The organism is Streptomyces sp. NPDC047108 (assembly GCF_040643575.1).
Taxonomy (GTDB): Bacteria; Actinomycetota; Actinomycetes; order Streptomycetales; family Streptomycetaceae; genus Streptomyces.
Window position 1 is genome coordinate 66,822 of record NZ_JBEYUP010000009.1, and the last position, 24,674, is coordinate 91,495.

Consider the following 24,674-nt stretch of genomic DNA (forward strand, 5'->3'; position numbering starts at 1 on the left):
TCAAAACTGTTCACAGCGTGACCACGTTGGCGCGGAGGTGATCGTGGTAACCGGTTCACGGGCCCTGCCCGCCGATCTGATGGACGCACTGCGCAACGGGCCCTTCGAAGCCGCCCTCGACCGTGCGATCCGCGCAAGTGGTCTGAGCCTGGACCGGATTCAGCACCGCCTCGCGCTCCGGGGCGTCGAGGTCAGCGTCACGACCCTGAGCTACTGGCGGCGCGGGCGCAGCCGCCCCGAGCGCCCCCGCTCGCGCCAGGCGGTCCGGCTGCTCGAGGAGTTGCTGGACGTGCCCACCGACGCGCTGGTCTCGCTCATCGGACCGCAGCGCCCGCGCGGTCGCTGGACCAACCGCGAGCTGGACGTCCTGGAGACCGCGCGCCTCTGGCAGGGGTACGAGAGCCTGCCCGGACTCCTGGGCGACATGGGCCCCGCCGACGACGGCCTCACCCGCCTCGCGGCCCACGACCGCTTCGAACTCGACGCCAACGGCGCCGAGTCGGGCTGCCGTACGACCCTGGTGCTGCGGGCCGAGCGCGAGCGCGTGGACCGGTGCGTGATCATCACGCGCGGCGACGACCCCGCCCGCGGACTTCCCGAACTGCTCGACGTGCGCAACGCCCGGCCCGGACGGGTCCGGGCGGATCCCACGGTCCCGATCGCCGCGACCGAGCTGTTCCTCGACCAGGTGCTCGCCGAGGGCGAGACATCGGTCGTCGAGTACACCCTCGCGTACCGCACGACCGGCGCCCCGTCCCACGAGTGCGGCCGCGGATTCCGCGCCACGGCCAGCCTCTACACGCTGGAGGTCGCCTTCGACCCGGCCGCGGTCCCCGTCCGCTGCCATCGCTGCGCCGGCCCGTCGGTCATGGCGCCGCTGCCGAGCGTCGACCCGGTGTGGATCAGCAGCTCGGGCCGTACGCACCTGGTCGTCCAGAACCCCGCGCCCGGATTCCACTCGATGCGGTGGGAGTGGGTGTAGGCAGCCTCTCCCGGATCGGCTCGGGGGCGCGGCGCCGGCCGCCGCCGCGGTCCCGCACCTGTGCGTCCGGGCGGGCCGCCGGCGGGGGCCGCACAATGGAGGAAGCGGAGCACGGGCGTTCCGGATCCGCCGGGAGGCGATGACCAGCCATGGCCTACGTCGTCGTGAGCGCGCTGAGCCACACCGGGCTGCTGCGCGACCGGAACGAGGACAGCCTCGTCGTCGGTCCCTGGACCCTGTGCAGCACGGTCACCGAGAGCCCCCAGACCCTGCTCTTCCCGCTCGGCACCCCGCTGGTCGTCGCCGTCGCGGACGGGCTCGGCGGCCACCCGGCGGGCGAGGTGGCCAGCGCCATGGTCGTCCGCCGCCTCTCGCGGATCGGGCCGGACCTGGACAGCGAGGAGGCGGTGCGCGACGCGCTGGGGGGCTGCAACCGCGCCGTCTACGCCGCCGCCGACGACGACCCCGACCTGATCATGATGGGGACGACGGTCGCGGGGCTCGTCGTCACCGAGGAGCGGATCATCAGCTTCAACGTGGGGGACAGCCGCGTCTACGCCCTGGACGGCGAGGACGGCGAGGACGGCGAGGACGGCGAGGACGGCAAGGGCGGCAAGCACGGCAAGGGCGGCAAGAACGGCAAGAACGGCAAGAACGGCGACGAGGGCGGGAACGGAGACGGCGGGGGCGAGGGCGAGCAGCGGCTGCGGGAGCTGAGCGTGGACGACAACCCACCGCTCGCCCCGGGGCAGCGCACCACGACCGTCGTCACGCAGACCCTCGGCGGCACGCCCGACTTCAGCCCCGTCGACCCGCACGTCTCCAGCGCCCCGCTGACCGCCGGGACCCGCCATCTGGTCTGTTCGGACGGCCTGACCGACCCCGTGCCGGACGACGCGATCGAGAGCGTGCTGCGCGAACACGCCGACGGCCGGGCCGCGTTCGAGCTGTGGAAAGCCGCCATGGACGCGGGCGGCCCCGACAACATCACGCTCGCCGCCGTTCGCATCGGTGACTGACCGGCGACTGACCGGCGAACAGCGGACCCCGCGCGCCCGCGGACCCCGCGCGCCCGCAGACCCCGCTGCCCCGCCGATGCGGACAGAGACTGTCCGCGGCCCCGCCTAGCGTGGGCGTCATGAGCCAGCCCACCGGCACCGCCGCGTCCGCAGCCCTGACCACCCGGGCACTCAACCGGGCCTTCCTCGAGCGTCAGCTCCTCCTGCGCCGGACCCGGATGCCCGCAGCCGACGCCGTCGAGCACCTGGTCGGTGTGCACGCCCAGGTCCCCGAGGTCCCGTACCACGCGCTGTGGGCGCGGCTCGAGGACTTCCGCCCCGAGGATCTCTCCGACCTGCTCGCGAGCCGCCGCACCGTACGGATCGCGCTCCAGCGCTCCACCCTCCACCTGGTCACCGCGCGGGACTGCCTCACCCTGCGGCCACTGCTCCAGGAGCTGCAGGAGCGGCGCTTCCGCGGCTCCTTCCGCAAGCGGGCCGAGGGCGTGGACCTGGCGCGGCTCACCGAGGTGGCGCGGGGCCTGGTGGAGGAGCGGCCGCTGACGTTCAGCGAGCTGGGCACGGCGCTCGCCGAGCTGTGGCCCGGGCACGACCAGCTCACCCTGTCGATGGCCGCCCGGGCCCGGCTGCCCCTCGTCCAGGTGCCGCCGCGCGGGTTGTGGGGGCAGGGCGGCCTCGCCCGGCACACCACCGTCGAGCAGTGGCTCGGGGAGGCGCCCGGCGAACCGGCCGCCGATGCCCTGGAAGGGGTGCTGGAGCGCTGTCTGGCGGCGTTCGGCCCGGCATCCGTACGCGATCTGCAGGTCTGGTCCGGGCTGACGCGGCTGCGGGAGGTCGTGGACCGTATGCGGCCCCGGCTGCGCACCTTCCGCGACGAGCGCGGCGCAGAGCTGTACGACGTGCCGGACGGTCCGCTGCCGGACCCCGAGACGCCCGCACCCGTACGGTTCCTGCCCCAGTTCGACAACCTCTTCCTGTCTCACCACGACCGTACGCGGATCATCGCGGACACCTTCCGCGACCGCATCTGGAAGGGCAACCAGGCGTTCAGCGTCGTCCTCGCCGACGGCTTCATCCGGGGCGTATGGCGCATCGAGAGGGAGCGGTCCGGCGCGGCGGCCGTGCTGGTCGTCGACCCCTTCGAGCCGCTGACGCGCGCGGAGCACGCGGGCGTCGAGGAGGAGGGCGCCCGCCTGCTGGACTTCGTCGCCCCCGGTGCCGCACACGATGTGCGCGTCACCGGGAACTCGCGCTGAGCGGAAGGGGATACGGGGCGAGGGCCAGCGGACGACGGCGGGTCAGGTGGTCAGGTCGCGCTCGTGATCACCGCGAAGTCCGCCCCGCACGGATCGGTGAGCCGCGCGAAGCGCCCGACTCCCTCCGCCTCCACCGGGTGCAGCCCGATCGAGCCGCCCAGCGACTCGCTCCGCCCCGCGGTCTCGTCGCAGTCCTCCACCTCGAAGTACGGCAGCCAGTGCGCCCGCACCCCGGCCGGCGGCGCGAGACCCACGATGCCGCCGAAGGCGGACTCCGGCCCGCCGTCGGCGAGATGCAGCACGGTGTAGGTGATGCCCGCGAACGGCCGCTCCTCGGCCTCCCAGCCGTACACCGTCCCGTAGAACGCGCGCGAGCCGTCCGGCTCCGGGGTGTGCAACTCGGCCCAGCACAGCGTCCCCGGGACGTTGGCCCGCTGGAAGCCCGGGTGGTCGCGCGGCTGCCAGGACGCGAACGGTGCGCCTCCCGGGTCGGTGAACGCGGCCATCCGCCCCTCGCTGAACACATCCATCGGCGGGACGCGCACCGCTCCGCCCGCCTGCTCGACCGTCTTCGCCGTCGCGTCGGCGTCGGTGGTGTGGAAGTACACCGTCCAGGCGCTCGCCGCGCCCTCCTCCGTCAGCGGCCCGACGCCGGCGATGCGCCGCCCGTCGAGCAGGAACTCGGCGTAGTCGCCCGCATCCGGACCGTGTCCGCGGACCTCCCAGTCGAAGAGGCCGCCGTAGAACGCCGTGACCGCCCCCAGGTCCGGGGTGCCGAGGTCGACCCAGTTGGGAGCGCCCGGAGCGAACTGCGTGCTGAGCATGAACGATCCCCTCCGTCCGTACGAGGTACATCCTCAGCGTGGACCCGGGGCGCCGCCTCCGCACCCCGTCACCCGCGGCTCCGCACCCCGTCACCCGCGCCTGCGCCTCCCGTCACCCGCGCCATGACGTCCCCGCGCGCTCGTGCCCTGTCCCGCGCACCCGTCCGCGCGCCCCCGCGCCCGCGCCCCGCGCCGATGCCCCATGGACGCGGTCGCGGCGGGTACACGCACCGCCGAACGGTTCCCATCTCCCTGGAGGTGCCTGCGAGATGGCATTGCCGCGCCGGTCCCATGCTGTCGCTCACGAAGAATCAACCGGTCCGGGGGATTCCCCGGGCGACACCAGGGAGCCCCGTGGCGAACCCGCGGCTCCCGCACCCTCGACCCCCCCGCACCCCCCGCACCCCCCGCGCCGCCCACGCCTGGGCCTGCCGTGGTGGTTCGCGGCCCCTCTGTCGCTGGTCGTCCTGCTCGTCCTCGTGGTGGCGGCGGGGCAACTCCGGCTGCTGCCGGGCCTGGAAAACCCCTTCGGGACGGAGACCGAGGACCGCACGGGACCGGCCGTACTGAAGTCCGTACAGGACATGAGCCGGTACGAGGCGGCCTCCGGCAACTTCCAGGTCGTGGTCGACCTGGACAAGGACGCGCGCTTCCTGCCCGACGCGGTGCGCGGCAACCGCACGCTGTTCGTCGGCACCGGCAGCGTCGGCGCGTACGTCGACCTCGGTGCGCTCGACAAGGACGCCGTCGCGGTCACCGAGGACCGCAAGGGAGCCACACTGCGGCTGCCGCGGGCGCACCTGAAGAAGCCCGACCTGGACGTGGAGCGCAGCTACGTCGTGGCGCGGGAGCGCGGGCTCCTCGACCGCGTGGGCGACGCCTTCAGCGGCAACCCCGGCGACGAGCAGGAGGTGCGCAAGGTGGCCGTGAAGCACATCGGCAAGGCGGCCGAGGAGAGCGACCTGGTGGGGCGCGCGGAGTCCAACACCCGGCGCATGCTGGAGAATCTGCTGCGGTCCCTGGGCTTCGAAGACGTCTCCGTCACCTTCACGGGCAAGCCCTGAGCCCACGGTTCACGGGCAAGCCTTGAGCCCACGGTTCACGGGCGGGGCCCTCGGCCCTCGGGTGCCCAGGGCAGGTCCTGCGGTTTCACAGGCGGGCCCTGAGCCCTCCGGCCGGACCCCTTCAGGGCAGCAGCCCCACCCGCCGGGCCGCGACGACGGCCTCCAGGCGGGTGTGGGCGCCCAGCTTGCGCATCGCCGAGCGCAGATAGCCCTTCACCGTCTCCGGCCGCAGCCCCAGCCGCTCCGCGGCCGTCGCGTTGGTCACCCCGGCCGCGACGCAGGACAGCACGTCCAGTTCGCGGGGTGCGAGCCGGACGCGCTGCGCCGGGACCCGGGGGTCGGGCTCGCCCGGCGGCCCCAGGCGGTCCGCACCGGCGCCGGCCGTGCGGACGTCCGGGCTCGCGGCTGCGGCCAGCCGCCCGCAGACCGTGAGGATCTGCTCCTGCAGGTCCGGGTCGGCCACCCGCGGCGCCAGGGCCCGCAGGGCGCCGTACGCCTCGCGGACCTCCTCCCACGCGGCGGCCCCGAGCGGATGCCCGGCGTCACCAGTGGCCACCGGGCGGGAGGCCAGCAGCCGCTGCGCGGCGTCCCGTATGGCCAGCGCCTGTTCCAGTTCTCGGGCGGCCTCGACCGCGGCGCTCAGCGTGCGGTCGCCGAGGTTCAGCGGCTCGCGCACCGCGCCGTAGAGCACCCCGCGCACCCGGCGCCGTACGACCACGGGCACCGCGAGGACCGCACCCAGCCCCTCCATGGCCACGGCCGCGTCGTACTCGTGGCTGATGGCGCGTGAGGCCTGGTAGTCCGAGACCGCCACCGGGCGGGTGAGGGCGAGCGACTTGCCGCCCAGGCCGTTGCCCGTCGCCACCACGAGCCCGCGCAGCGCGGTGCTTCTCGCGCCGCTCAGCTCGCCGATGCGGAACTGCCGGTTGTCCTCCAGAAGTCCGCCGAACGCGATCGGCAGGCCGCTGGTGCGGCGCAGGTTCAGCAGCGCCGCCCGCACCTCCGCCGCTTCGCCCGTCTGCGTCACCGCCAACTCCTTCACCCCCTTCCGGGGGTAGTGAGACCCAGGTCACTGATTACACGATGCTAGTCAGCGGTCCGGCAATGAGGAGGACACATGGCGGACACCGGTGCGACGGAAGAGTTCCGGGAGGCCCGGGATTTCCTGCTCCGGCATGGTAGAGACTACGGCGCGGCCTATGCCGGTTTCCGCTGGCCGCGTCCCGAGCGCTTCAACTGGGCGCTGGACTGGTTCGACCGGATCGCCGAGGGAAACGACCGCCCCGCCCTGCACATCGTCGAGGAGGACGGCACCGAGGCCCGCATCACGTTCGCGGAGATGCGCACCCGTTCGGACCGGGTCGCCAACTGGCTGCGCGAGCACGGCGTACGGGCCGGGGACCGCATCGTCGTCATGCTCGGCAACCAGGCCGAGCTGTGGGAGACCGCGCTCGCCGCGATGAAGCTGCGCGCCGTCGTCATCCCCGCCACCCCGCTGCTCGGCCCGCTCGACCTGACGGACCGGGTGGAGCGCGGCAAGGCGCGGCATGTGGTCGTGCGGGCCGAGGACGCGGCCAAGTTCGCGGACGTGCCGGGCGGCTACACCCGGATCTCCGTGGGCGGCGCCGAGGCGGGCTGGCTGGCGTACGAGGACGCGTACGGCGCGTCCGCGGACTTCGCGCCGGACGGGCCCACCGGCGCCTCCGACCCGCTGATGCTCTACTTCACCTCCGGCACGACGGCCCGGCCCAAGCTGGTCGAGCACACCCATGTGTCGTACCCCGTGGGACATTTGTCCACGATGTACTGGATCGGGCTGCGCCCCGGGGACGTCCACCTCAACATCTCCTCGCCCGGCTGGGCCAAGCACGCCTGGAGCAACCTCTTCGCCCCCTGGAACGCCGAGGCGACCGTCTTCATCCACAACTACACGCGCTTCGACGCCGCCCGCCTCATGGCGGAGATGGACCGCTGTGCCGTGACGAGCTTCTGCGCGCCGCCCACCGTCTGGCGCATGCTCATCCAGGCCGACCTCACCCAGCTCCGCACGCCCCCGCGCGAGGTCGTCGCCGCGGGGGAGCCGCTCAATCCGGAGGTCATCGAACGGGTCCGGGACGCCTGGGGCGTGACCGTCCGCGACGGGTTCGGGCAGACGGAGACGGCCGTGCAGGTCGCCAACACCCCCGGCCAGCCCCTGAAGACCGGCTCCATGGGCCGGCCGACCCCGGGCTTCACGGTCGCGCTGCTCGACCCGGTCAGCGGCGAACCCGGCGACGAGGGCGAGATCTGCCTCGACCTGACCGGGGAGGCCGGCGCCCCGGTCGGCCTGATGACGGGCTATCACGGCGATCCGGAGCGCACGGCCGAGGCCATGGCCGGCGGCTACTACCGAACGGGTGACATCGGCTCGCGCGACGAGGACGGCTACATCACCTACGTCGGCCGCTCCGACGACGTCTTCAAGGCGTCCGACTACAAGATCTCCCCGTTCGAGCTGGAGAGCGCGCTGCTGGAGCACGATGCGGTCGCGGAGGCCGCCGTCGTGCCCGCGCCGGACCCCGTACGACTGGCCGTGCCCAAGGCGTACATCGTGCTGGCCGCGGGCTGGGAGCCCGGCCCGGAGACGGCGAAGGCGCTCTTCGCGCACTCGCGCGAGGTCCTCGCGCCCTACAAACGCGTCCGCCGGATCGAATTCGCGGAATTGCCCAAGACGGTTTCGGGGAAGATCCGGCGTATCGAACTGCGTGAGCGCACCGCCCGTACTCCTGAGGGAAGCGCTGCCGAGTACCGCGAAGGGGACCACACATGACCGAGCTCTCCTACAGCAGCGGCATCGGTACCGGACCGCTGCTGGGCGACACCATCGGGGCCAATCTGGACCGCGTCGTCGCGGCGCACCCCGACCGCGAGGCCCTCGTCGACATCCCGACCGGGCGGCGCTGGACCTACGCCGAGTTCGGCCGCGCCGTGGACGACGTGGCGCTCGGCCTGCTCGCCAAGGGCGTGCGCAAGGGCGTCCGGGTCGGGATCTGGGCGGTCAACTGCGCCGAGTGGGTCCTGGTCCAGTACGCGACCGCGCGCATCGGCGCGATCATGGTCAACATCAACCCGGCCTACCGCGTCCACGAGCTGGCGTACGTGCTGAAGCAGGCCGGCACCGAGGTGCTGGTCGCATCCGTGGCCCACAGGACCAGCGACTACCGCCGGATGGTCGAGCAGGTCCGCTCAGACTGCCCGGCCCTGCGCGACGTGGTCTACATCGGCGACCCGACGTGGCACGGCCTCATCGCGGCCGGCACCCAGGTGCCGCGCGAGCGGCTGGAGGCCAGGGCGGCGGAGCTGAGCTGCGACGACCCGGTCAACATCCAGTACACCTCGGGCACGACCGGCTTCCCCAAGGGCGCCACCCTCTCCCACCACAACATCCTCAACAACGGGTACTGGGTGGGGGAGATGATCGGCTACACCGAGCGGGACCGCGTGTGCCTGCCGGTGCCCTTCTACCACTGCTTCGGCATGGTCATGGGCAACCTCGGCGCCACCAGCCACGGCGCCTGCATCGTCATCCCGGCCCCGAGCTTCGACCCGGAGGCCACACTGAGCGCCGTGGAGCGCGAGCAGTGCACCTCGCTCTACGGCGTGCCCACGATGTTCATCGCCGAGCTGAACCTGCCGGACTTCGCCACGTACGACCTCTCCTCCCTGCGCACCGGGATCATGGCCGGCTCGCCGTGCCCGGAGGAGGTGATGAAGCGGGTGATGTCCGAGATGCACATGGCCGAGGTGTCGATCTGCTACGGGATGACCGAGACCTCCCCCGTCTCCACCCAGACCCGGCGCGACGACGACCTGGAGCGGCGTACGGGGACGGTCGGGCGGGTGCTGCCGCACATCGAGGTGAAGGTCGTCGACCCCGCGAGCGGACGCACGATGGAGCGCGGCGAACCGGGAGAGCTGTGCACCCGCGGCTACAGCGTGATGCTCGGCTACTGGGAGGAGCCGGAGCGGACGGCGGAGGCGGTCGACGCGGGCCGCTGGATGCACACCGGCGACCTCGCCGTGATGCGCGAGGACGACTACGTGCAGATCGTGGGCCGGATCAAGGACATGATCATCCGCGGTGGGGAGAACGTCTATCCGCGCGAGATCGAGGAGTTCCTCCACACCCACCCCAAGATCGCCGACGTGCAGGTGGTGGGCGTGCCGGACGAGAAGTACGGCGAGGAGATCCTCGCCTGTGTCGTGCTGCGCGACCCGGCCCAGTCGCTCACCCGGGACGAACTCGCCCGCTACTGCCGCGGCCGGCTCGCGCACTACAAGGTGCCGCGCCATCTCCGGATCATGGAGTCCTTCCCGATGACGGTGAGCGGAAAGGTCCGGAAGGTCGAGCTGCGGGAGGCGTTCGCGGAGCGGCCGCGGGAGCAGCCGCCGGGACAGACGCGGGGTGAGCAGCCCGAGGGGCGGCCACCGGAAGGGCAGTCGCCGGGTCCGTCGTCCGGCCGGCTCACCCCCGCGTAGCCCCGCACCCGGCGCGGGAGCGCGCCTCGTATGCGACGAACCCCCGGTCCGGATCCGTCCGGCCGGGGGGTTCGTCATGCGGGGGCGTCCGATCGCCCGGCAGACTTACGGGCGCGCGGCCGCTGCACCGGGTTCCGTACGGTCCGGTGCGGGCGCCGCGCGCTCATGCCGGGGCCGGGCGCCGCGCTCTCACTGGGTGGCGTCGCGGTGGATGCCCAGCGTTTCCTGCGCCTCGGGGGAGAGGCCGAAGACGACGTCGGGCCCGCCCTCGGGGAGGACCCCGAGGGACACCAGTTCCTTGTCGGCCAGAGACCGGAGCTGCTGCCGGACGGCTTCACCCATCTGTTCGGCGAGATCGTCCTCGGTCGGGTTGTCACCGGCGGCCAGCCGCTCGCCGAGGTAGGAGATGAGCGCGCGCTCCTCGCTCGTCATGTCGAGTTCCATGATTCGACGGTAATGCTGCGGCCGGGCCGCCGCGCCCTCACGCCCCCATGCGGATGAGGTCGTCGGCCGCGTCGTTGACGGGCTGCGGTGTCCCCGTCAGGTCCATGACGAAGAGCGGGACGTGCAGCTCGTCCGCGCGGGCCCGCGCCTCGCGCGCGTACCCGGCGAGGGAGAAGAACACGCAGCCCGTGGACGAGACGAGGCCGTCGAGCCACAGGCACTCCACATCGCGCAGCGCCGAGGGCCGGGTGGTCGGGTCCACGCGGGCGACGACGCCGCGGCCCCGCAGGTCCACGCCCGACGCCGTGCGCTCCGCGGCGGGCATGACCTCCTGGAAGCCCAGCCACTTCAGATACTGCGCGGCGGCGGTGATCGCGTCCCGGCTCGTACGGATCGTCACCGGCCGGAACGCCGGGCGCAGCACGGCCGAGGACGGTGCCTGCGCGAGGGCACCCGCGCCGGCGGGCGAGGAGGCCCCGAAGCCGCCCGAGCCTGTCGTCGTCGGGCTGGTCGCCGACGGCTCGGCGGGCGGTGGCACCGGAACGCGCAGCAGGACGCCGCACGGACAGCCCAGCTCCGGCTGCGGCCACTGGCTCTCCCGGTCGCAGGAGGGGCAGCGGACCGCCACCCACGCCTCCTCCCACGTGTGGTGGACCACCGGTTCGGGCTCCGCCCCTTCCCGTACGGGCACGGTCAGCGGGGCCCCGCAGGCGCAGGGGAAGGTGAGCGGGGAGAAGGAGTGCTCGCGGCGGCACGCCGGGCACCGCACCGGCACGCTCTCGGCCATGTTTCGGCTCCAGCACGGTTCCGTAGGAGAGGTGTTGACTCCATGGTCCATGAAGCGAGTGGTGTTGGGGAGAGACCTGCGACATTCAGTCGTCCCGATCGCGATCGCGCGCGTGGCCACCGGGGGGTCGGCTCCACCGGGGGCACGCACCTCGGTGGGACCGAGTTCCTGCCCGTCTCCCGGCTGCCTGTTTCGTTTCCGCCTTCGGCGCAGAGCCGAGCATCGGGGCGGGTGGGGGCGCCGGGTCCGCGCCCGTGGCGTGGGCCGGTGGCCGGGCGAGGTCACTGCGGGCCCGATCCGGCGAACGGCCCGCGGCCGGGCACCCGTTGTGAAATTGCTTGCCTCGAGTCAAGCATTCTGAAAACGGCCCACCGGGGTGGTGCAGGATGCCTTGTTCGGCGTGGTGCGCAACGGGACGACGGCCGTCCTTCGGGTGCCGGGATCAGCCGCCGCCCGTCCTGCCTCGATGCTCGAACCCCACCCACCCGGACACGGGCAACGCCCTCCCCCGGATTCCACCCGTCCGCTTCCCCACCCCGTCACGGATCCCAACCCGTCCGGAACCGCGCTCTGCCGGACCTGCCTCAGGTCAAGGGGGCGATCGCCGTGGGCGCGTGACCCGGCTCGGTGGCGATCTCCTCGAACTCCACGACCTTGTCGAGATCGCCGCTCGGGCTCATCGCGATGTTCGTGACCCGCTCGAGGATGGCCTCGACGATCACCGGCACCCGGTGTTCGGCTGCGAGCTTCTTCGCCTCCTCGAACGCCGGCAGCAGGTCGCCGGGGTCGGTGACGCGGAGGGCCTTGCAGCCCAGCCCTTCGGCGACCTTGACGTGGTCCACGCCGTACGCGCCGAGTTCGGGGGTGTTGATGTTCTCGAACGACAGTGAGACCTGGTAGTCCATGTCGAACGCCTTCTGTGCCTGGCGGATCAGGCCCAGGTACGAGTTGTTCACCAGCACGTGGACGTACGGGATGTTGAACTGGGCGCCCACCGCCAGCTCTTCGATCATGAACTGGAAGTCGTAGTCGCCCGACAGCGCGACGACGCTCGCCTCCGGGTCGGCCGTGGCGACACCCAGCGCCGCCGGGACCGTCCAGCCCAGCGGGCCCGCCTGGCCGCAGTTGATCCAGTGGCGCGGCCGGTAGACGTGCAGGAACTGGGCGCCGGCGATCTGTGAGAGGCCGATCGTGGAGACGTAGACGGTCTCCGGCCCGAAGGCCCGGTTCATCTCCTCGTACACGCGCTGCGGCTTGATCGGGACGTGGTCGAAGTGGGTCCGGCGCTGCAGAGTCGCCCGGTGCTCGCGGGTCTTCGCGGCCCACGCGGCGCGGTCCGGCAGCCGGCCCGCGTCCTTCCAGTCGCGCGCGACCTCGACGAACAGCCGCAGCGCGGCCCCGGCGTCCGAGACGATGCCGTAGTCGGGCGCGAAGACCCGGCCGATCTGGGTGGGTTCGATGTCGACGTGGACGAACGTCCGGCCCTCGGTGTAGACGTCGAGGTTGCCGGTGTGGCGGTTGGCCCAGCGGTTGCCGATGCCGAGGACCGTGTCGGATGCGAGCATCGTCGCGTTGCCGTAGCGGTGCGCGGTCTGGAGGCCGACCATGCCCGCGTTGAGCTCGTGGTCGTCGGCGATCGTGCCCCAGCCCATCAGGGTCGGGACCACGGGGATGCCGGTGATCTCGGCGAATTCCACGAGGAGTTCGGAGGCATCGGCGTTGATGATGCCGCCGCCGGCGACGATCAGCGGCCGCTCGCTCTCCGCCAGCAGGGCCATGGCCTTCTCGATCTGCCGGCGCGTCGCGGCCGGCCGGTGGACGGGCAGCGGCTCGTACGTCTCCGGGTCGAACTCGATCTCGGTGAGCTGGACGTCGAGCGGCAGGTCGATGAGGACCGGTCCGGGGCGGCCGGAGCGCATCAGATGGAACGCCTGCTGGAAGGCGCCGGGCACCTGCGCGGGCTCCAGGACGGTCATCGCCATCTTGGTGACGGGCCCGGCGATCGCTGCGATGTCGACCGCCTGGAAGTCCTCCTTGTGCAGCCGGGCGGTGGGCGCCTGGCCGGTGACGCAGAGGATCGGGATCGAGTCGCCGGACGCGGAGTACAGGCCGGTGATCATGTCGGTGCCGGCGGGGCCCGAGGTGCCGATGCACACACCGATGTTGCCCGCCTTGGCGCGGGTGTAGCCCTCGGCCATGTGGGACGCGCCCTCGACGTGGCGGGCGAGCTTGTGCTCGACCCCGCCGGAGGCGCGCAGCGCCGCGTAGAAGGGGTTGATCGCCGCGCCGGGGACGCCGAACGCGGTGTCCACGCCTTCGCGCTTGAGGATTTCCACTGCCGCGCGAGCGGCCGTCATTCGAGGCATCGAGAACTCCTGAGTCGACCATCGTCCGTCGCGCCCGTATCGCAGGACCCACCCCCATGACTTCCGCATCATGGAAGTGAGCTTCTGCTATATGGAAGCAATCTAGGAGGTGGGGGAGGGGGCGTCAAGGGGCGGCGCGGGCTGCCGGCGGGCCGCGCGCGGGTGTCGTACGGGAGGTGTACGGGCGGCCGTACGGGTGCCGTTAGGGGGTCGTGCGGGTGCGGTGCCGAGGGTGCGCGGACATGCGGAAGGCGCGGCGCCCGTGGGGGACGGGCGCCGCGCCTGCGGATCGGAAAGGCCGGTGAGCGGCGGGGAGTGGTGACGCGCTCAGGCGTTGTGGGTCACGGGTGCCGGGCCGCCGCGCGGCAGGCGCTCACTCACCCCTCCCTGCGGGGGAGTTCTGCCACCGCACTGGCAGTGCTGCCGCCGCGGCGGCCCGGAGCGCACCCGGCCGGCCCCCTCATCCGGACCGGCCGGGTGCGCGCGCGGCGGCCGGCCGCCGTCAGAAGCGGCAGGCCCGCGCGGTTCAGTTGTCGCGCAGGTCGCGGACCGCGGCCTCGACGCGCTTGCCGTAGTCGGCGTCCGCGGCGTGGAAGTGCGCGAGGTTCGCCTCGACCACGTCGTCCCGGAGGACCTGGGAGAGTCCGCCCGCGATCGTGGCGACGAGGCGCTGCTTCGCCTCCTCCGGAATCAGCCGGTACAACTCGCCGGCCTGGAGGAAGGCGTCGTCCTTGGCGTGGGCCGGCGCCTCGTGGCCGCCGGTCCAGCCGGTGACGGCGAGCGGGGCCGAGAGCGCCTGGCCGGTCTGCACCGGCCCCCGGTGGGAGTTCGGTTCGTAGTTCTTGGCGTACCGGCCCTGGGAGTTGGTGGCCATGAGGCCGTCCCGTCCGTAGTTCCGCGCGGTCGTCGCCCGGGGCGCGTTGACCGGGAGCTGGGTGTGGTTGACACCCAGGCGGTAGCGGTGCGCGTCCGCGTACGCGAACAGGCGGCCCTGAAGCATCTTGTCCGGCGACGGGCCGATGCCCGGGACGAAGTTGTTCGGCGAGAACGCGGCCTGTTCGACCTCCGCGAAGACGTTGTCCGGGTTGCGGTCGAGGACGAGGCGGCCGACGCGCTGGAGGGGGTGGTCGGCGTGCGGCCAGACCTTGGTGAGGTCGAACGGGTTGAAGCGGTACTCCGCCGCCTCGGCCGCCGGCATGATCTGCACGTACAGCGTCCAGGACGGGTGGACACCGCGCTCGATCGCCTGGAGCAGATCGGTCTGGTGCGAGGTGGGGTCCGTGCCCGCGGTCTCGGCGGCCTGCTCGGCGGAGAGGCAGCGGATGCCCTGGTCGGTCTTGAAGTGGTACTTGACGAAGAAGGCCTCGCCGTCGGCGTTCGTCCACTGGTAGGTGTGCGAGCCGTAGCCGTTCATGTGGCGGTACGAGGCGGGTATGCCGCGGTCGCCCATCAGCCAGGTGACCTGGTGGGTCGCCTCCGGCGCGTGCGCCAGGAAGTCCCACACGTTGTCCGGCTCCTGCTTGCCGGTGAACGGGTCGCGCTTCTGCGAGTGGATGAAGTCGGGGAACTTCAGCGGGTCCTTGATGAAGAAGACCGGGGTGTTGTTGCCGACCAGGTCGTAATTGCCCTCCTCCGTATAGAACTTGACCGCGAAGCCGCGCGGGTCCCGTACGGCGTCCGCGCCCCCGAGGCTGTCCGCCACCGTCGAGAAGCGGACGAACACCTCGGTGCGCCGGCCGATCTCCTTGAGGAAGTCGGCCCGGGTGAATCCGGTGACGTCGTCGGTCACCTCGAACCAGCCGTACGCGCCGGAGCCTCGGGCGTGCACCACGCGCTCCGGGATGCGCTCGCGGTTGAAGCGGGCGAGCTTCTCCAGCAGATGCTGGTCCTGGAGGAGGAGCGGTCCGCCGGGGCCGGCGGTGGCGGAGTTCTGGTTGTCTGCGACGGGGGCGCCGGACTCCGTGGTGAGAATCCGGGCGTCGGGCGTGCGCTGCGACATGGCGACCTTCCGTGCGGGAGACCTGCGGACGGAAGGGGTTTCCGTCGTACGGAGCCTAAGGACGGGAGAATCCAAGCGTCAACAGTTTGTTGAAGTGCTGGGGGGTGTGCGCGAGAGGTGTGCCGGGGCGGAAGACCCGGCACACCGGGGAAGCGGGGGAACAGGATCCGGGCGGCGGCGCCTTGGGCGCGACAGGACTGGTGTCAGCGCCGCCGCCCGGACGAGGTGGGCCCCGGGGTGTCCCCGGGGAACTGCGGGAAGGGGGCAGACGGGCTGCCCTGGATCAGAGGATCGGACGGGCTGCCGGATCAGACTGGCTGTCCCGAGAGGCGCTCGACCGCGCGCAGCAGCGCGGAGTGGTCCAGGCCGCCGTCGCCCTGCGCGCGCAGGGACGCGACGAGTTGGGCGACGACGGCGCCCACGGGCAGGGCGGCGCCGACCGTGCGGGCGGCGTCGGTGACGATGCCCATGTCCTTGTGGTGCAGGTCGACGCGGAAGCCCGGAGCGAAGTCCCGCTGCAGGAAGTTGTCCTTCTTGCGGGTCAGCACGGTGGAGCCGGCCAGTCCGCCGTTCAGGACGTCGAGTGCGGCCGTGAGGTCCACGCCCGACTTCTCCAGGAACACCACGGCCTCGGCGCACGCCTGGATGTTGACCGCGACGATGAGCTGGTTGGCGGCCTTGACCGTCTGGCCCGCCCCGTGCGGACCGCACAGGACGATGGTCCTGCCCAGGGCGTCGAAGAGCGGCTGTGCCTCCTCGAAGTCGGCCCGGTGGCCGCCGACCATGATGGACAGCACCGCCTCGGTCGCGCCCGCCTCGCCGCCGGAGACCGGGGCGTCCAGGACGCGGATCCCCTTGGCGGCCGCGGCTTCGGCCAGGTCGACCGAGGTCTGCGGGGTGATCGAGGACATGTCGATCAGCAGGGCGCCGGAGCGGGCGTTCTCCAGGATGCCGTCCTCGCCGTACGCGATGGCCTCGACCTGCGGGGAGGCGGGGACCATCGTGATGACGACATCGGCGTCCGCCACCGCCTCGGCGATGGAGGGGGCAGCGGTGCCGCCGGCGGCGGTGAGCCGGTCGAGCTTCTCCTGCTCGAGGGTGTGGCCGGTGACGGAGTACCCCGCCTTGATGAGGTTCTCGGACATGGGGGAGCCCATGATGCCCAGACCGATCCAGGCGATCTTCGGAAGGTTGCTCATGAGAAGGGTGCCTCTCTGGGACGTCGGGGAGGTCCGCTCGCGGATGTCGGGGAGGTACGGGCGCACGCCGTACGGGGAGAGTCGCGGTGTCGTACGGGGAGAGCCGGGGTGCCGAACGGCGGGTGCGGCGGCGGGTGTTGAGGATTCCCGGTGGGTCCGGTGGGTCCGGTGGGTCCGGTGCGGTCGGTCAGGGCCGGGCCGCGCGCCGGTCGGCGGGCAGCCAGTCGAAGGCGCCGCCGGCGGGGGACTTGTACTCCAGGCCGAACCAGCCGTCGTAACCGGCCTTGCCGAGACGGTCGGCGAGATCGTCGAAGTCCAGGCCGCCCGAGCCCGGGGCGCCGCGGCCGGGGTCGTCCGCGATCTGCACGTGCCCGGTCTTGGCGGTGTGGCGGTCGATGACGCGGTGCAGGTCCTCGCCGTTCATGGACAGGTGGTAAAGGTCCATCAGGAAGCGGGCGTTGCCCAGCCCGGTGGCGGCGTTGACCCGGTCCACCACCTCGACCGCGGACTCCGCGCTCACCAGGGGATAGTCCGGCGATTCCGGCCGGTTGAGGGCCTCGATCAGCAGGGTCGCGCCGATCCGGTCGGCCGCCCGCGCGGCGAGGGCGAGGTTCTCCAGCGCCAGCGTGTCCTGGACCTGGGGGTCGACGCCCTGGACGCGGTTGCCGTAGAGGGCGTTGAGCGCGGTGCAGCCCAGGGACTCCGCGAAGCCGGCGGCGACGTCGATGTTCGCCCGGAAGCGGTCGGACTCCTCGCCGGGCAGCGACAGTGCGCCGCGGTCCGGGCCGGGGAGTTCGCCCGCGTAGAAGTTCAGGCCCACCAGCCGGGTGCCGGCCGCGTTCAGTGCGTCGCGCAGGGCGGCGAGCGCGGATGGCTCGGGGGTGGGCGTCCCGGTCCACGGCCACCACAGCTCGACCGCCGTGAAGCCGGCCTCGGCCGCCGCCGCGGGCCGCTCCAGCAGCGGGAGCTCGGTGAAGAGGATCGAGAGGTTCACATCGAAGCGCTGGTCGCTGAGTCCCATGGGTCTGTGACATTCCTTCCGTATTGCGGAAGTTAGTTTCTGCTTAACGGAAGGGTGCCTCTGGTCTGCGAGGGCTGTCAAGTGGGGCTGCCGGATCCTCCCGGCGGGGCGCTAGGTTGAGTGGCGTGAAACTCAGGGTGGAATTCACGACCGAACCGTTCGATCTCGACGAGCCGCCGCGCCATGCGGTCGTCGCGCGCGAGGTCGTCCAGGCCGCCGAGCTGGACGCCGTGGACGTCGGCCCGTTCGGCAACACCGCGGAGGGGACCGCGAGCGCGGTGCTGGCCGCCGTGGACGAGCTGCTGCGCAAGTCCATCGACGCCGGCGCCACCCGGGTCTCGCTCCAGGTCAATGTGGTCGGGGAGGGCGAGGAATGACCCTGCCCGACGACCACCCGTTCATCGCGGCCGTGAAGCCCCTGGTCGACGCCATGGGCGGGGACATGGTCGCCCCGGAGGCCGCTCAGGGCGACGACGTCGTCCTCGCGTGGGAGGGGCGCGACGTCGTGGCCGTACGGCTGCCGCATCTGTCGGACTCCCTCGACCACATCCTCGCCGAGCTGGAGCGCCGCCACGGGGTGCCGCTCTCGGAGCTGGAGCGCAAGGAGAAGCAGTCGGTCGTCCGGATACTGGAGGCGCGCGGCGCCTTCTCCGTACGGCACGGGGTCGAGACCGTGGCCTCCGCCCTCGGGGTCAGCCGCTTCACCGTCTACAACTACTTGAACCGCGAGGCCGCGGCCAAGGGGGAGTAGGGCCCCATAGGCCCCGCCTGACGTGTCGCGGCTGGGGCGACGCCGAATTTCAACAAAGTGTTGACGTGGTGTGGTGTGAGGGCGTTAGCTGGACGCAGCCCACCGCACCAGGCCACGGAGGCTTTCCCGTGACGTCGAGCACCCAGCGCACGCGCGGCGCGACCCCGGAACCCCCCGCGGGCCTCGCCCGATTCAACGCCTCGGACGAGACGGCCGCCCGCGCCGCGCTCCACGAGGCGTGCGCCAGTACGGCATGGGGCCGGGCCCTGCTCGCCCGGCGCCCGTACGCCACGACCGACGCCCTGCTCGCCGCGAGCGACGCCGCCATGGCCGTCCTCACCGCGGACGACCTGGCCGAGGCCATGGCCGGGCACCCGCCCATCGGGCGGCCCAAGCCGGGCGACGCCACCTCGCAGCGCGAACAGAGCGGCGTCCAGGAGTCCCTGCGCGCCGAACTCCTCGAACTCAACCTGGCCTACCAGGACAGGTTCGGCCATGTCTTCCTCATCTGCGCGACCGGCAGGACCGGCGACCAGATGCTGGCCGCGCTCAAGGAGCGGATCGGCCACGACGCGGACACCGAACGCGAGATCGTCCGCACCGAGCTGGGCAAGATCAATCGCATCCGGCTGTCGCGCCTCGCGGAAGGACCGTCATGACGGACACCGTCACCGTCTCCACGCACATCCTGGACACCAGCATCGGCCGTCCCGCCCTCGGCGTCGCCGTCGAGCTTTCCGTACGCCCCGGCGTGCACGCCGAGTGGACCGTGCACGGGTCGTCGGCGACCGACGCGGACGGGCGCTGCAAGGACCTCCCGGCGCTGCCGGAGGACACCACCCACGTACGGCTCCGCTTCGAGACGGGGCCGTACTTCACCGATCAGCACCACGCATCGCACCAGCAAGGCAAGCAAGCCGAGGAACAGCAGGACGCCCCCCGCACAAGGGACAGCGGAGCCTTCTTCCCGGAGGTGGCGATCGTCTTCGCCGTCGAGCCGGGTGAGCACTACCACGTGCCGCTGCTGCTCAACCCGTTCGGCTACTCCGTATACCGAGGGAGCTAGCACCGACATGTCATCCGCCACCCCGCCCGCCCGTCCCGTCCTCCTCGGCCAGAACCAGTACGGCAAGGCGGAGAACCGCGTCGTCCGCATCACTCGCGACGGTAGGACCCACCACATCAAGGACCTCAACGTCTCCGTCGCCCTCTCCGGCGACATGGACGAGGTCCACTACAGCGGCAGCAACGCCAGCGTCCTGCCGACCGACACCACCAAGAACACCGTCTACGCCTTCGCCAAGGAGTACGGGATCGAGTCCGCCGAGCAGTTCGGCATCCACCTCGCCCGTCACTTCGTCACCAGCCAGGAGCCGATCCACCGGGCGCGCATCCGGATCGAGGAGTACTCCTGGGAGCGCATCGAGCCCGCGGGCGCCAACTCCCGGTTCGTCGGGGCGGACGAGATCAAGCACTCCTTCGTCCGCAAGGGCCAGGAGGTTCGCACCGCCCAGATCACCTACGACGGCGAGAGCTGGGAGGTCCTCACGGGCCTGAAGGACCTCACCGTCATGAACTCCACCAACTCGGAGTTCTGGGGCTACGTCAAGGACCGGTACACGACGCTGCAAGAGGCGTACGACCGGATCCTCGCCACCGAGGTGCAGGCGTGCTGGCGGCACACCTGGACGGACGAGGCGGAGCGCATGCCGAACTGGGAGCGGTCCTACGACCGGTCGCGCGCGCATCTGCTGGAGGCCTTCGCCGAGACCTACAGCCTCTCGCTCCAGCAGACGCTTTACCACATGGGCGCGCGCGTGATCAACGGCCGCCCGGAGATCGACGAGATCCGCCTCTCGCTCCCGAACAAGCACCACTTCCTGGTCGACCTGGAGCCGTTCGGCCTGAAGAACGGGACCGCCGACGGAGCTGTGTACTTCGCGGCCGACCGCCCGTACGGCCTCATCGAGGCCACCGTCCTGCGGGAGGGAGCCGAGCAGCGCATCCCGGTCGACGTCACCAACCTCTAGACCTCCGATACGCCCATCCCCTCCGACGCGCGCGCCGGCGTCAGCACCCTGTGAGGGAGAGCGGGGGCATCTGCGCACTCCAGCACCACCGCGGACCCGGTCGTCACCCCGCTCGGCCCCCGGGTCCGCGCCACCGAAGGAGAACGAGGAATCGCCATGGCAGCTCAGCGCACCGTCATCGAGAACTGCGCGATCGCCACCGTGGACGCGCGGGACACCGAGTACGCCACGGGCCATGTCGTCGTCGCCGGCAACGTGATCGAGTCCGTGGGACCGGGAGTCGCGCCCGCCGGCCTGGAGAACGTCGTCCGGCGCGTCGACGGCACCGGCCACCTGGCCACGCCCGGCCTGATCAACACCCACCACCACTTCTACCAGTGGCTCACCCGCGGACTGGCCCAGGACTGCAACCTCTTCAACTGGCTCGTCACGCTCTACCCGGTATGGGCGCGCATCGACGAGCCCATGGTCCACGCGGGCGCGCAGGGCTCGCTCGCGATGATGGCCCGCGGCGGGGTGACCACGGCCACGGACCACCACTACGTCTTCCCGCGTGGCACGGGCGACCTGCTCGGCGCCGAGATCCGGGCCGCCCGTGAGATGGGGGTCCGCTTCACCGCGGCCCGCGGCTCGATGGACCGCGGCGAGTCCGACGGCGGGCTGCCGCCGGACTTCGCCGTGGAGACCACCGAGGCCGCGCTCCTCGCGACCGAGGAGGCGATCGACACCCACCACGACGCCTCGTTCGGCTCGATGCTGCAGATCGCCGCGGCTCCCTGCTCGCCGTTCTCGGTGTCCACCGAGCTGATGCGCGAGGCCGCGACCCTGGCCCGGCGCAAGGGCGTACGGCTGCACACCCACGGCTCGGAGACGGTGGAGGAGGAGAAGTTCTGCCACGAGCTGTTCGGCATGGGCCCCACCGACTACTTCGAGTCCACGGGCTGGCTGGGCGAGGACGTGTGGATGGCGCACTGCGTCCACATGAACGACAACGACATCGCCGCCTTCGGGCGTACGGGGACCGGCGTCGCGCACTGCCCGTCCTCCAACGCCCGCCTGGGAGCGGGGATCGCCCGGGTCCCGGACATGCTGGACGCCGGCGTCCCCGTCGGCCTCGGCGTCGACGGCACCGCGTCCAACGAGTCCGGGGAACTCCACACCGAACTGCGCAACGCCCTTCTCGTCAGCCGTCTCGGCCCGCACCGCGAGCACGCGCTGAATGCCCGTCAGGCGCTGCGCCTGGGGACGTACGGCGGGGCGCAGGTCCTCGGCCGTGCGGGCGAGATCGGATCCCTGGAGGCGGGCAAGCTCGCGGACCTGGTGCTGTGGAAGCTCGACGGCATCGGCCACTCCTCGATCGCCGATCCGGTCGCGGCGCTCGTCCTCGGCGCCGCAGCCCCGGTCACCCTGTCGCTGGTGAACGGCCGCCCGGTGGTCGAGGACGGCCGGCTCACCACGGTGGACGAGGACGCGATCGCGCGGTCCGCGCGGGAGCAGGCGCGGCGGCTGGCCCGCATCGCCGACGGCGGCTGACCCGCCGCCGCGCCGCGCCGCGGACGGCTCGGCGGACGACCAACTGAACATCGCCTCCGGTGCGTTGACGCCGGAGGGGCTGCGGCCGCCGCCCGCGGATGGCACTCCGCGGCAGGCGGCCGGTAAGGACCCCGGCCGGGAGGGACGGCTTCCGGTCGGTCCGCCGCGACCCGAAGCGGGGGTCGCGGCAGCGGCCGGGCCAGGGCGCCGCGGATCCACGGATCCGCGCCCCCGGCCCGGCCGTTCGGCGTCCTGGGCGCGCCGTTTTCCGTGTCGCGGCGCGGTGCGGTGTTCCTGGGTGGGCCGTTTCCGTGTCGCGGCGCGGTGTCCTGGCGCGCCCTTGTCCGTGTCGCGGCGCGGTGCGTACGGGACGCGTCAGTCGATGCGGTAGCTGTCGCCGTAGACCTTCCAGTCCAGCGGCGTGTCCAGGTCCAGGTTGCCCCGGTCGAGGAAGACCCGCTGCGCGGTGTCCACCCGGCTGGTGTCGCTGTGGGCCTCCTCCTGCTTCATGGCCTCCACCCGGGCGTCCAGGAACGCGTGCAGGTAGCGCGTCTCGTCGCCTCACTGCGCCGGGGGCCTCGCGTGGCGCAGCGCGTTCCGGCGGATCGAGCCGAAGCTCGCCGGGTCGTCGCTGTCACCGTGCATCACCAGGGCGTCGTAGTACGCGAACTGGCCGAGCGTGCCGACTTTGTCGGCCTGGGCGCGGCGGACCGCGGGGCCGAAGTGGACGCGGTCGCGCTCGTCGTCCTGCGCCCGGGTGAACTCCGGGTCGCGCGCGGCTTTCCTCCAGTCGTGCGGGAAGTCCGGGTCGAGGCCCTCGTGGGAGTCCGAGCCGCCGACCTGGCGCAGCGCGGGCAGGTACGGCGCGAGCACGTTGTCCGGCACGCGCTCGGTGTACAGCTCCACGAGCGCCCGCATGTCGCCCGTACCGGAGCAGAAGCCGATGATGCCCGCGGTGTAGCCGCGGCCGTCGGCGATGTCCTCGATGTACCCGTACTGGGCCTTCCAGTCCAGCGAGGAGTTCTCCGCGCTGGACACGAGTTGCATGGCGATCTCCTTCTTCTCCGGGTCCTCGAGGCCGGACGAGGTCCGGGCGGCGGGTGTGTGCGCCGGGTGCGGTCGTGCCGCGGGGGACCGGTCACCGGTGGTGACCGTCGCGGCGACGCCGGTGGCGGGGATCGCGAGCAGGGCGAGGCCCAGCAGGAGGCGGGACGCGGGCCGAAGTCCGGGACGCAGGGGGCGAGTTGACATGAACTCCTCCGGTGGGGGCGGTGCGTCGGCTCGAACCGTCAGGAAACTTTACTGTCAGCCTGCTGCGTCGACGCGTACCCGTCAAGCACGGGGGGTGCGGTGACGTGGCGTTGGTCACTCCATGTCGCCAGGTTCCCGACAACTCCCCCACAGTGATGGGCAGTTCGGACCGGAGCAATTGACTACTCATGTAGGGCCGCATGTTGAAACCACTACGGTCTCTCAACCCTCTATGGGGACAAAGGCGTCCCTGGAAGCCGGAGAAACTACACAGAGCCCTGAAACAATTACGTTTAACGGTACGTATTGTTATGGGAGAGGTCGGCGGGCGGGTGGGCCGGCTCGCTGAACCATGACGCGAATGCAGTCGCGTCCGAGAGGAGGGTCGTGGAGAGATGGCGGCGCCCCTCCCCGCAAGAGGAGGAGAACTTATGCGACCGTTCGCGTTGAACTACGCCCGGCCGGCCGTGCACGGATCCGTCACGCCTCCCTACGCCTACGAATCCACACGTCAGTTGAACGTCCTCCCCGACGGACGTCCGGCCATAGTGGAGCCCGCCGTGCTGCTCGCAGCCGGTACCACCACCTCCACCGCCGGTTCCAAGACGCACTTCGACGACTGACTGAACTCCCCATGACCGTACTGGTCCTGACGTGTGAAGAGGATGTGACTGCGGACATGGTGGTGTCCGCGCTCGACGACACCGGTGTTCCCGTCGTCCGCCTCGACCCGGCCGACCTGCCCGGAGAGGTCGCCCTGTCCGCCGAGTACGTCCAGGGCGACTTCCAGGGCCACCTCGCCGGTGGCGGGCGCCTGGTCACGATGAGCGGGCTGCGCTCGATCTGGATCCGCCGCCCCGGCGACCCCGGGGCGAACGCCGTCGAGCAGTCCGCCTGGCTCACCACCGAGTCCACGCATGCCTTCTACGGTGCGCTGAACTGCACCGGGGCGCGCTGGATGAACCATCCCGGCGCCGCCGCGCAGGCCCGCCACAAGCCGTGGCAGCTCCATGTCGCCCACCACTGCGGCTTCGCGGTCCCGCCCACGCTCATCACCACCTTCCCGCAGATGGCCCGCGAGTTCGCCGGGCGCTACCGGGACCTGGTCGTCAAGTCCGTGTCGGGAGCGCACCCCAGCAATCCGCCGATGACGCTGCCGACCACCCGGATCGCGCCCGACGCGGACTTCTCGGGCGTCGCGGCGGGACCGACCCTGCTGCAGCAACGCGTCCGCAAGCACGCGGACATCCGGCTGACCTGCGTCGGGCAGTCGATGTTCGCAGCACGGAAGGCGTCCGAGCCCGACCTCGAGCAGGTGGACGGGCGGTTCACGGAGGACGGGCGGGGCTGGGTGCCCACCGGAATCCCGGCCCGCATCGAGAAGTCGGTCCATGCCTACATGGAGAACGCCCGGCTCGCCTACGGCGCCTTCGACTTCGCCGAGGACGCGGAGGGCACCTGGTGGTTCCTGGAGTGCAACCAGGGCGGGCAGTTCGGCTTCATCGAGCTGGAGACGGAGCAGCCCATCGCCCAGGCCGTCGCCTCCTGGCTGGCCACCGGCACCTCCTGACACGACGAGCCCCCGGCCCGTGACCCGCGGGAGCGGGACCGCGGTCGGGGGCGTCGCAAC

The 24,674-nt window shown here is 71.9% G+C and carries 22 protein-coding genes and 1 pseudogene; 14 read left to right on the forward strand and 9 right to left on the reverse strand.

Going from position 1 to position 24,674, the window contains the following annotated elements; genetic code table 11:
* Window positions 1-43: 43 nt before the first annotated feature.
* The 3 genes from ABZ822_RS19675 to ABZ822_RS19685 all read left to right on the forward strand — a co-directional run bounded on the left by ABZ822_RS19675 (window position 44) and on the right by ABZ822_RS19685 (window position 3,257).
* Window positions 44-982: a hypothetical protein gene (locus ABZ822_RS19675; RefSeq protein WP_360855275.1), complete on the forward strand. Its 939-nt coding sequence runs from the start codon at window positions 44-46 to the stop codon at window positions 980-982.
* Between the two features lie 149 nt (window positions 983-1,131).
* Window positions 1,132-2,001 (forward strand): PP2C family serine/threonine-protein phosphatase, encoded by an 870-nt coding sequence (locus ABZ822_RS19680; RefSeq protein ID WP_360855278.1) that lies wholly within the window; start codon window positions 1,132-1,134, stop codon window positions 1,999-2,001.
* A 119-nt stretch (window positions 2,002-2,120) separates the two neighbouring features.
* Complete coding sequence (locus ABZ822_RS19685) at window positions 2,121-3,257, forward strand: winged helix DNA-binding domain-containing protein (RefSeq protein WP_360855281.1); 1,137 nt, start codon at window positions 2,121-2,123, stop codon at window positions 3,255-3,257.
* A gap of 50 nt (window positions 3,258-3,307) precedes the next feature.
* On the opposite strand, the gene ABZ822_RS19690 is transcribed toward ABZ822_RS19685, so the two are convergent.
* Window positions 3,308-4,081: a VOC family protein gene (locus tag ABZ822_RS19690; protein ID WP_360855284.1), complete on the reverse strand. Its 774-nt coding sequence runs from the start codon at window positions 4,079-4,081 to the stop codon at window positions 3,308-3,310.
* A gap of 422 nt (window positions 4,082-4,503) precedes the next feature.
* On the opposite strand from ABZ822_RS19690, the gene ABZ822_RS19695 reads away from it, so the two are divergent.
* Window positions 4,504-5,145 carry a DUF4230 domain-containing protein gene (locus ABZ822_RS19695; RefSeq protein ID WP_360855727.1) on the forward strand — a complete coding sequence of 214 codons (642 nt, stop codon included), beginning with the start codon at window positions 4,504-4,506 and terminating at the stop codon, window positions 5,143-5,145.
* A gap of 121 nt (window positions 5,146-5,266) precedes the next feature.
* Here the strand turns inward: ABZ822_RS19695 and ABZ822_RS19700 are convergent, their stop codons facing one another.
* Window positions 5,267-6,172, reverse strand: a complete 906-nt coding sequence (locus ABZ822_RS19700) for a helix-turn-helix transcriptional regulator (protein ID WP_360855287.1) — start codon at window positions 6,170-6,172, stop codon at window positions 5,267-5,269.
* A 90-nt stretch (window positions 6,173-6,262) separates the two neighbouring features.
* Between ABZ822_RS19700 and ABZ822_RS19705 the strand changes: the two genes are divergently transcribed.
* Both ABZ822_RS19705 and ABZ822_RS19710 read left to right on the forward strand, forming a co-directional pair.
* Window positions 6,263-7,954: an AMP-binding protein gene (locus tag ABZ822_RS19705; protein WP_360855290.1), complete on the forward strand. Its 1,692-nt coding sequence runs from the start codon at window positions 6,263-6,265 to the stop codon at window positions 7,952-7,954.
* The gene (locus tag ABZ822_RS19710; RefSeq protein ID WP_360855293.1) at window positions 7,951-9,663 is read left to right on the forward strand and encodes an AMP-binding protein; all 1,713 of its coding nucleotides are present in this window, start codon (window positions 7,951-7,953) and stop codon (window positions 9,661-9,663) included. Before ABZ822_RS19705 ends, ABZ822_RS19710 begins: the two co-directional genes overlap by 4 nt.
* A gap of 189 nt (window positions 9,664-9,852) precedes the next feature.
* On the opposite strand, the gene ABZ822_RS19715 is transcribed toward ABZ822_RS19710, so the two are convergent.
* From ABZ822_RS19715 to ABZ822_RS19740, 6 genes are all read right to left on the reverse strand, one after another.
* Window positions 9,853-10,107, reverse strand: coding sequence for a hypothetical protein (locus tag ABZ822_RS19715; RefSeq protein WP_360855296.1), 255 nt, complete (start codon window positions 10,105-10,107; stop codon window positions 9,853-9,855).
* Window positions 10,108-10,144: 37 nt separating this feature from the next.
* Window positions 10,145-10,894: a hypothetical protein gene (locus ABZ822_RS19720; protein WP_360855299.1), complete on the reverse strand. Its 750-nt coding sequence runs from the start codon at window positions 10,892-10,894 to the stop codon at window positions 10,145-10,147.
* Between the two features lie 584 nt (window positions 10,895-11,478).
* A complete protein-coding gene (gcl, locus tag ABZ822_RS19725; protein ID WP_360855302.1) occupies window positions 11,479-13,260 on the reverse strand; it encodes a glyoxylate carboligase in 1,782 nt (593 codons plus the stop codon).
* A 526-nt stretch (window positions 13,261-13,786) separates the two neighbouring features.
* Complete coding sequence (locus ABZ822_RS19730; protein ID WP_360855305.1) at window positions 13,787-15,259, reverse strand: catalase; 1,473 nt, start codon at window positions 15,257-15,259, stop codon at window positions 13,787-13,789.
* 308 nt (window positions 15,260-15,567) lie between these two features.
* Window positions 15,568-16,458 (reverse strand): 2-hydroxy-3-oxopropionate reductase, encoded by an 891-nt coding sequence (locus ABZ822_RS19735; RefSeq protein WP_360855308.1) that lies wholly within the window; start codon window positions 16,456-16,458, stop codon window positions 15,568-15,570.
* 187 nt (window positions 16,459-16,645) lie between these two features.
* Window positions 16,646-17,479 (reverse strand): TIM barrel protein, encoded by an 834-nt coding sequence (locus ABZ822_RS19740; RefSeq protein WP_360855311.1) that lies wholly within the window; start codon window positions 17,477-17,479, stop codon window positions 16,646-16,648.
* Window positions 17,480-17,604: 125 nt separating this feature from the next.
* On the opposite strand from ABZ822_RS19740, the gene ABZ822_RS19745 reads away from it, so the two are divergent.
* From ABZ822_RS19745 to ABZ822_RS19770, 6 genes are all read left to right on the forward strand, one after another.
* Complete coding sequence (locus ABZ822_RS19745; protein ID WP_360855314.1) at window positions 17,605-17,856, forward strand: hypothetical protein; 252 nt, start codon at window positions 17,605-17,607, stop codon at window positions 17,854-17,856.
* Window positions 17,853-18,230 (forward strand): helix-turn-helix domain-containing protein, encoded by a 378-nt coding sequence (locus tag ABZ822_RS19750; RefSeq protein WP_360855317.1) that lies wholly within the window; start codon window positions 17,853-17,855, stop codon window positions 18,228-18,230. Before ABZ822_RS19745 ends, ABZ822_RS19750 begins: the two co-directional genes overlap by 4 nt.
* A gap of 128 nt (window positions 18,231-18,358) precedes the next feature.
* Window positions 18,359-18,889: a 2-oxo-4-hydroxy-4-carboxy-5-ureidoimidazoline decarboxylase gene (gene uraD / locus ABZ822_RS19755; RefSeq protein ID WP_360855320.1), complete on the forward strand. Its 531-nt coding sequence runs from the start codon at window positions 18,359-18,361 to the stop codon at window positions 18,887-18,889.
* The gene (gene uraH / locus ABZ822_RS19760; protein ID WP_360855323.1) at window positions 18,886-19,296 is read left to right on the forward strand and encodes a hydroxyisourate hydrolase; all 411 of its coding nucleotides are present in this window, start codon (window positions 18,886-18,888) and stop codon (window positions 19,294-19,296) included. The genes uraD and uraH overlap by 4 nt, the downstream gene beginning before the upstream one ends.
* Window positions 19,297-19,303: 7 nt before the next feature.
* Window positions 19,304-20,260 (forward strand): factor-independent urate hydroxylase, encoded by a 957-nt coding sequence (gene pucL, locus ABZ822_RS19765; RefSeq protein WP_360855326.1) that lies wholly within the window; start codon window positions 19,304-19,306, stop codon window positions 20,258-20,260.
* 156 nt (window positions 20,261-20,416) lie between these two features.
* A complete protein-coding gene (locus tag ABZ822_RS19770; protein WP_360855330.1) occupies window positions 20,417-21,793 on the forward strand; it encodes an 8-oxoguanine deaminase in 1,377 nt (458 codons plus the stop codon).
* A gap of 375 nt (window positions 21,794-22,168) precedes the next feature.
* Here the strand turns inward: ABZ822_RS19770 and ABZ822_RS19775 are convergent.
* Window positions 22,169-23,044 (reverse strand): annotated as a pseudogene (locus tag ABZ822_RS19775) (chitosanase).
* A gap of 431 nt (window positions 23,045-23,475) precedes the next feature.
* On the opposite strand from ABZ822_RS19775, the gene tgmA reads away from it, so the two are divergent.
* Together tgmA and tgmB are read left to right on the forward strand one after the other, a co-directional pair.
* Window positions 23,476-23,667: a putative ATP-grasp-modified RiPP gene (gene tgmA / locus ABZ822_RS19780; RefSeq protein WP_360855333.1), complete on the forward strand. Its 192-nt coding sequence runs from the start codon at window positions 23,476-23,478 to the stop codon at window positions 23,665-23,667.
* An 11-nt stretch (window positions 23,668-23,678) separates the two neighbouring features.
* On the forward strand, window positions 23,679-24,614 hold the full coding sequence (gene tgmB / locus ABZ822_RS19785; protein ID WP_360855336.1) for an ATP-grasp ribosomal peptide maturase: 936 nt from the start codon (window positions 23,679-23,681) through the stop codon (window positions 24,612-24,614).
* The last annotated feature ends 60 nt before the right edge of the window (window positions 24,615-24,674 follow it).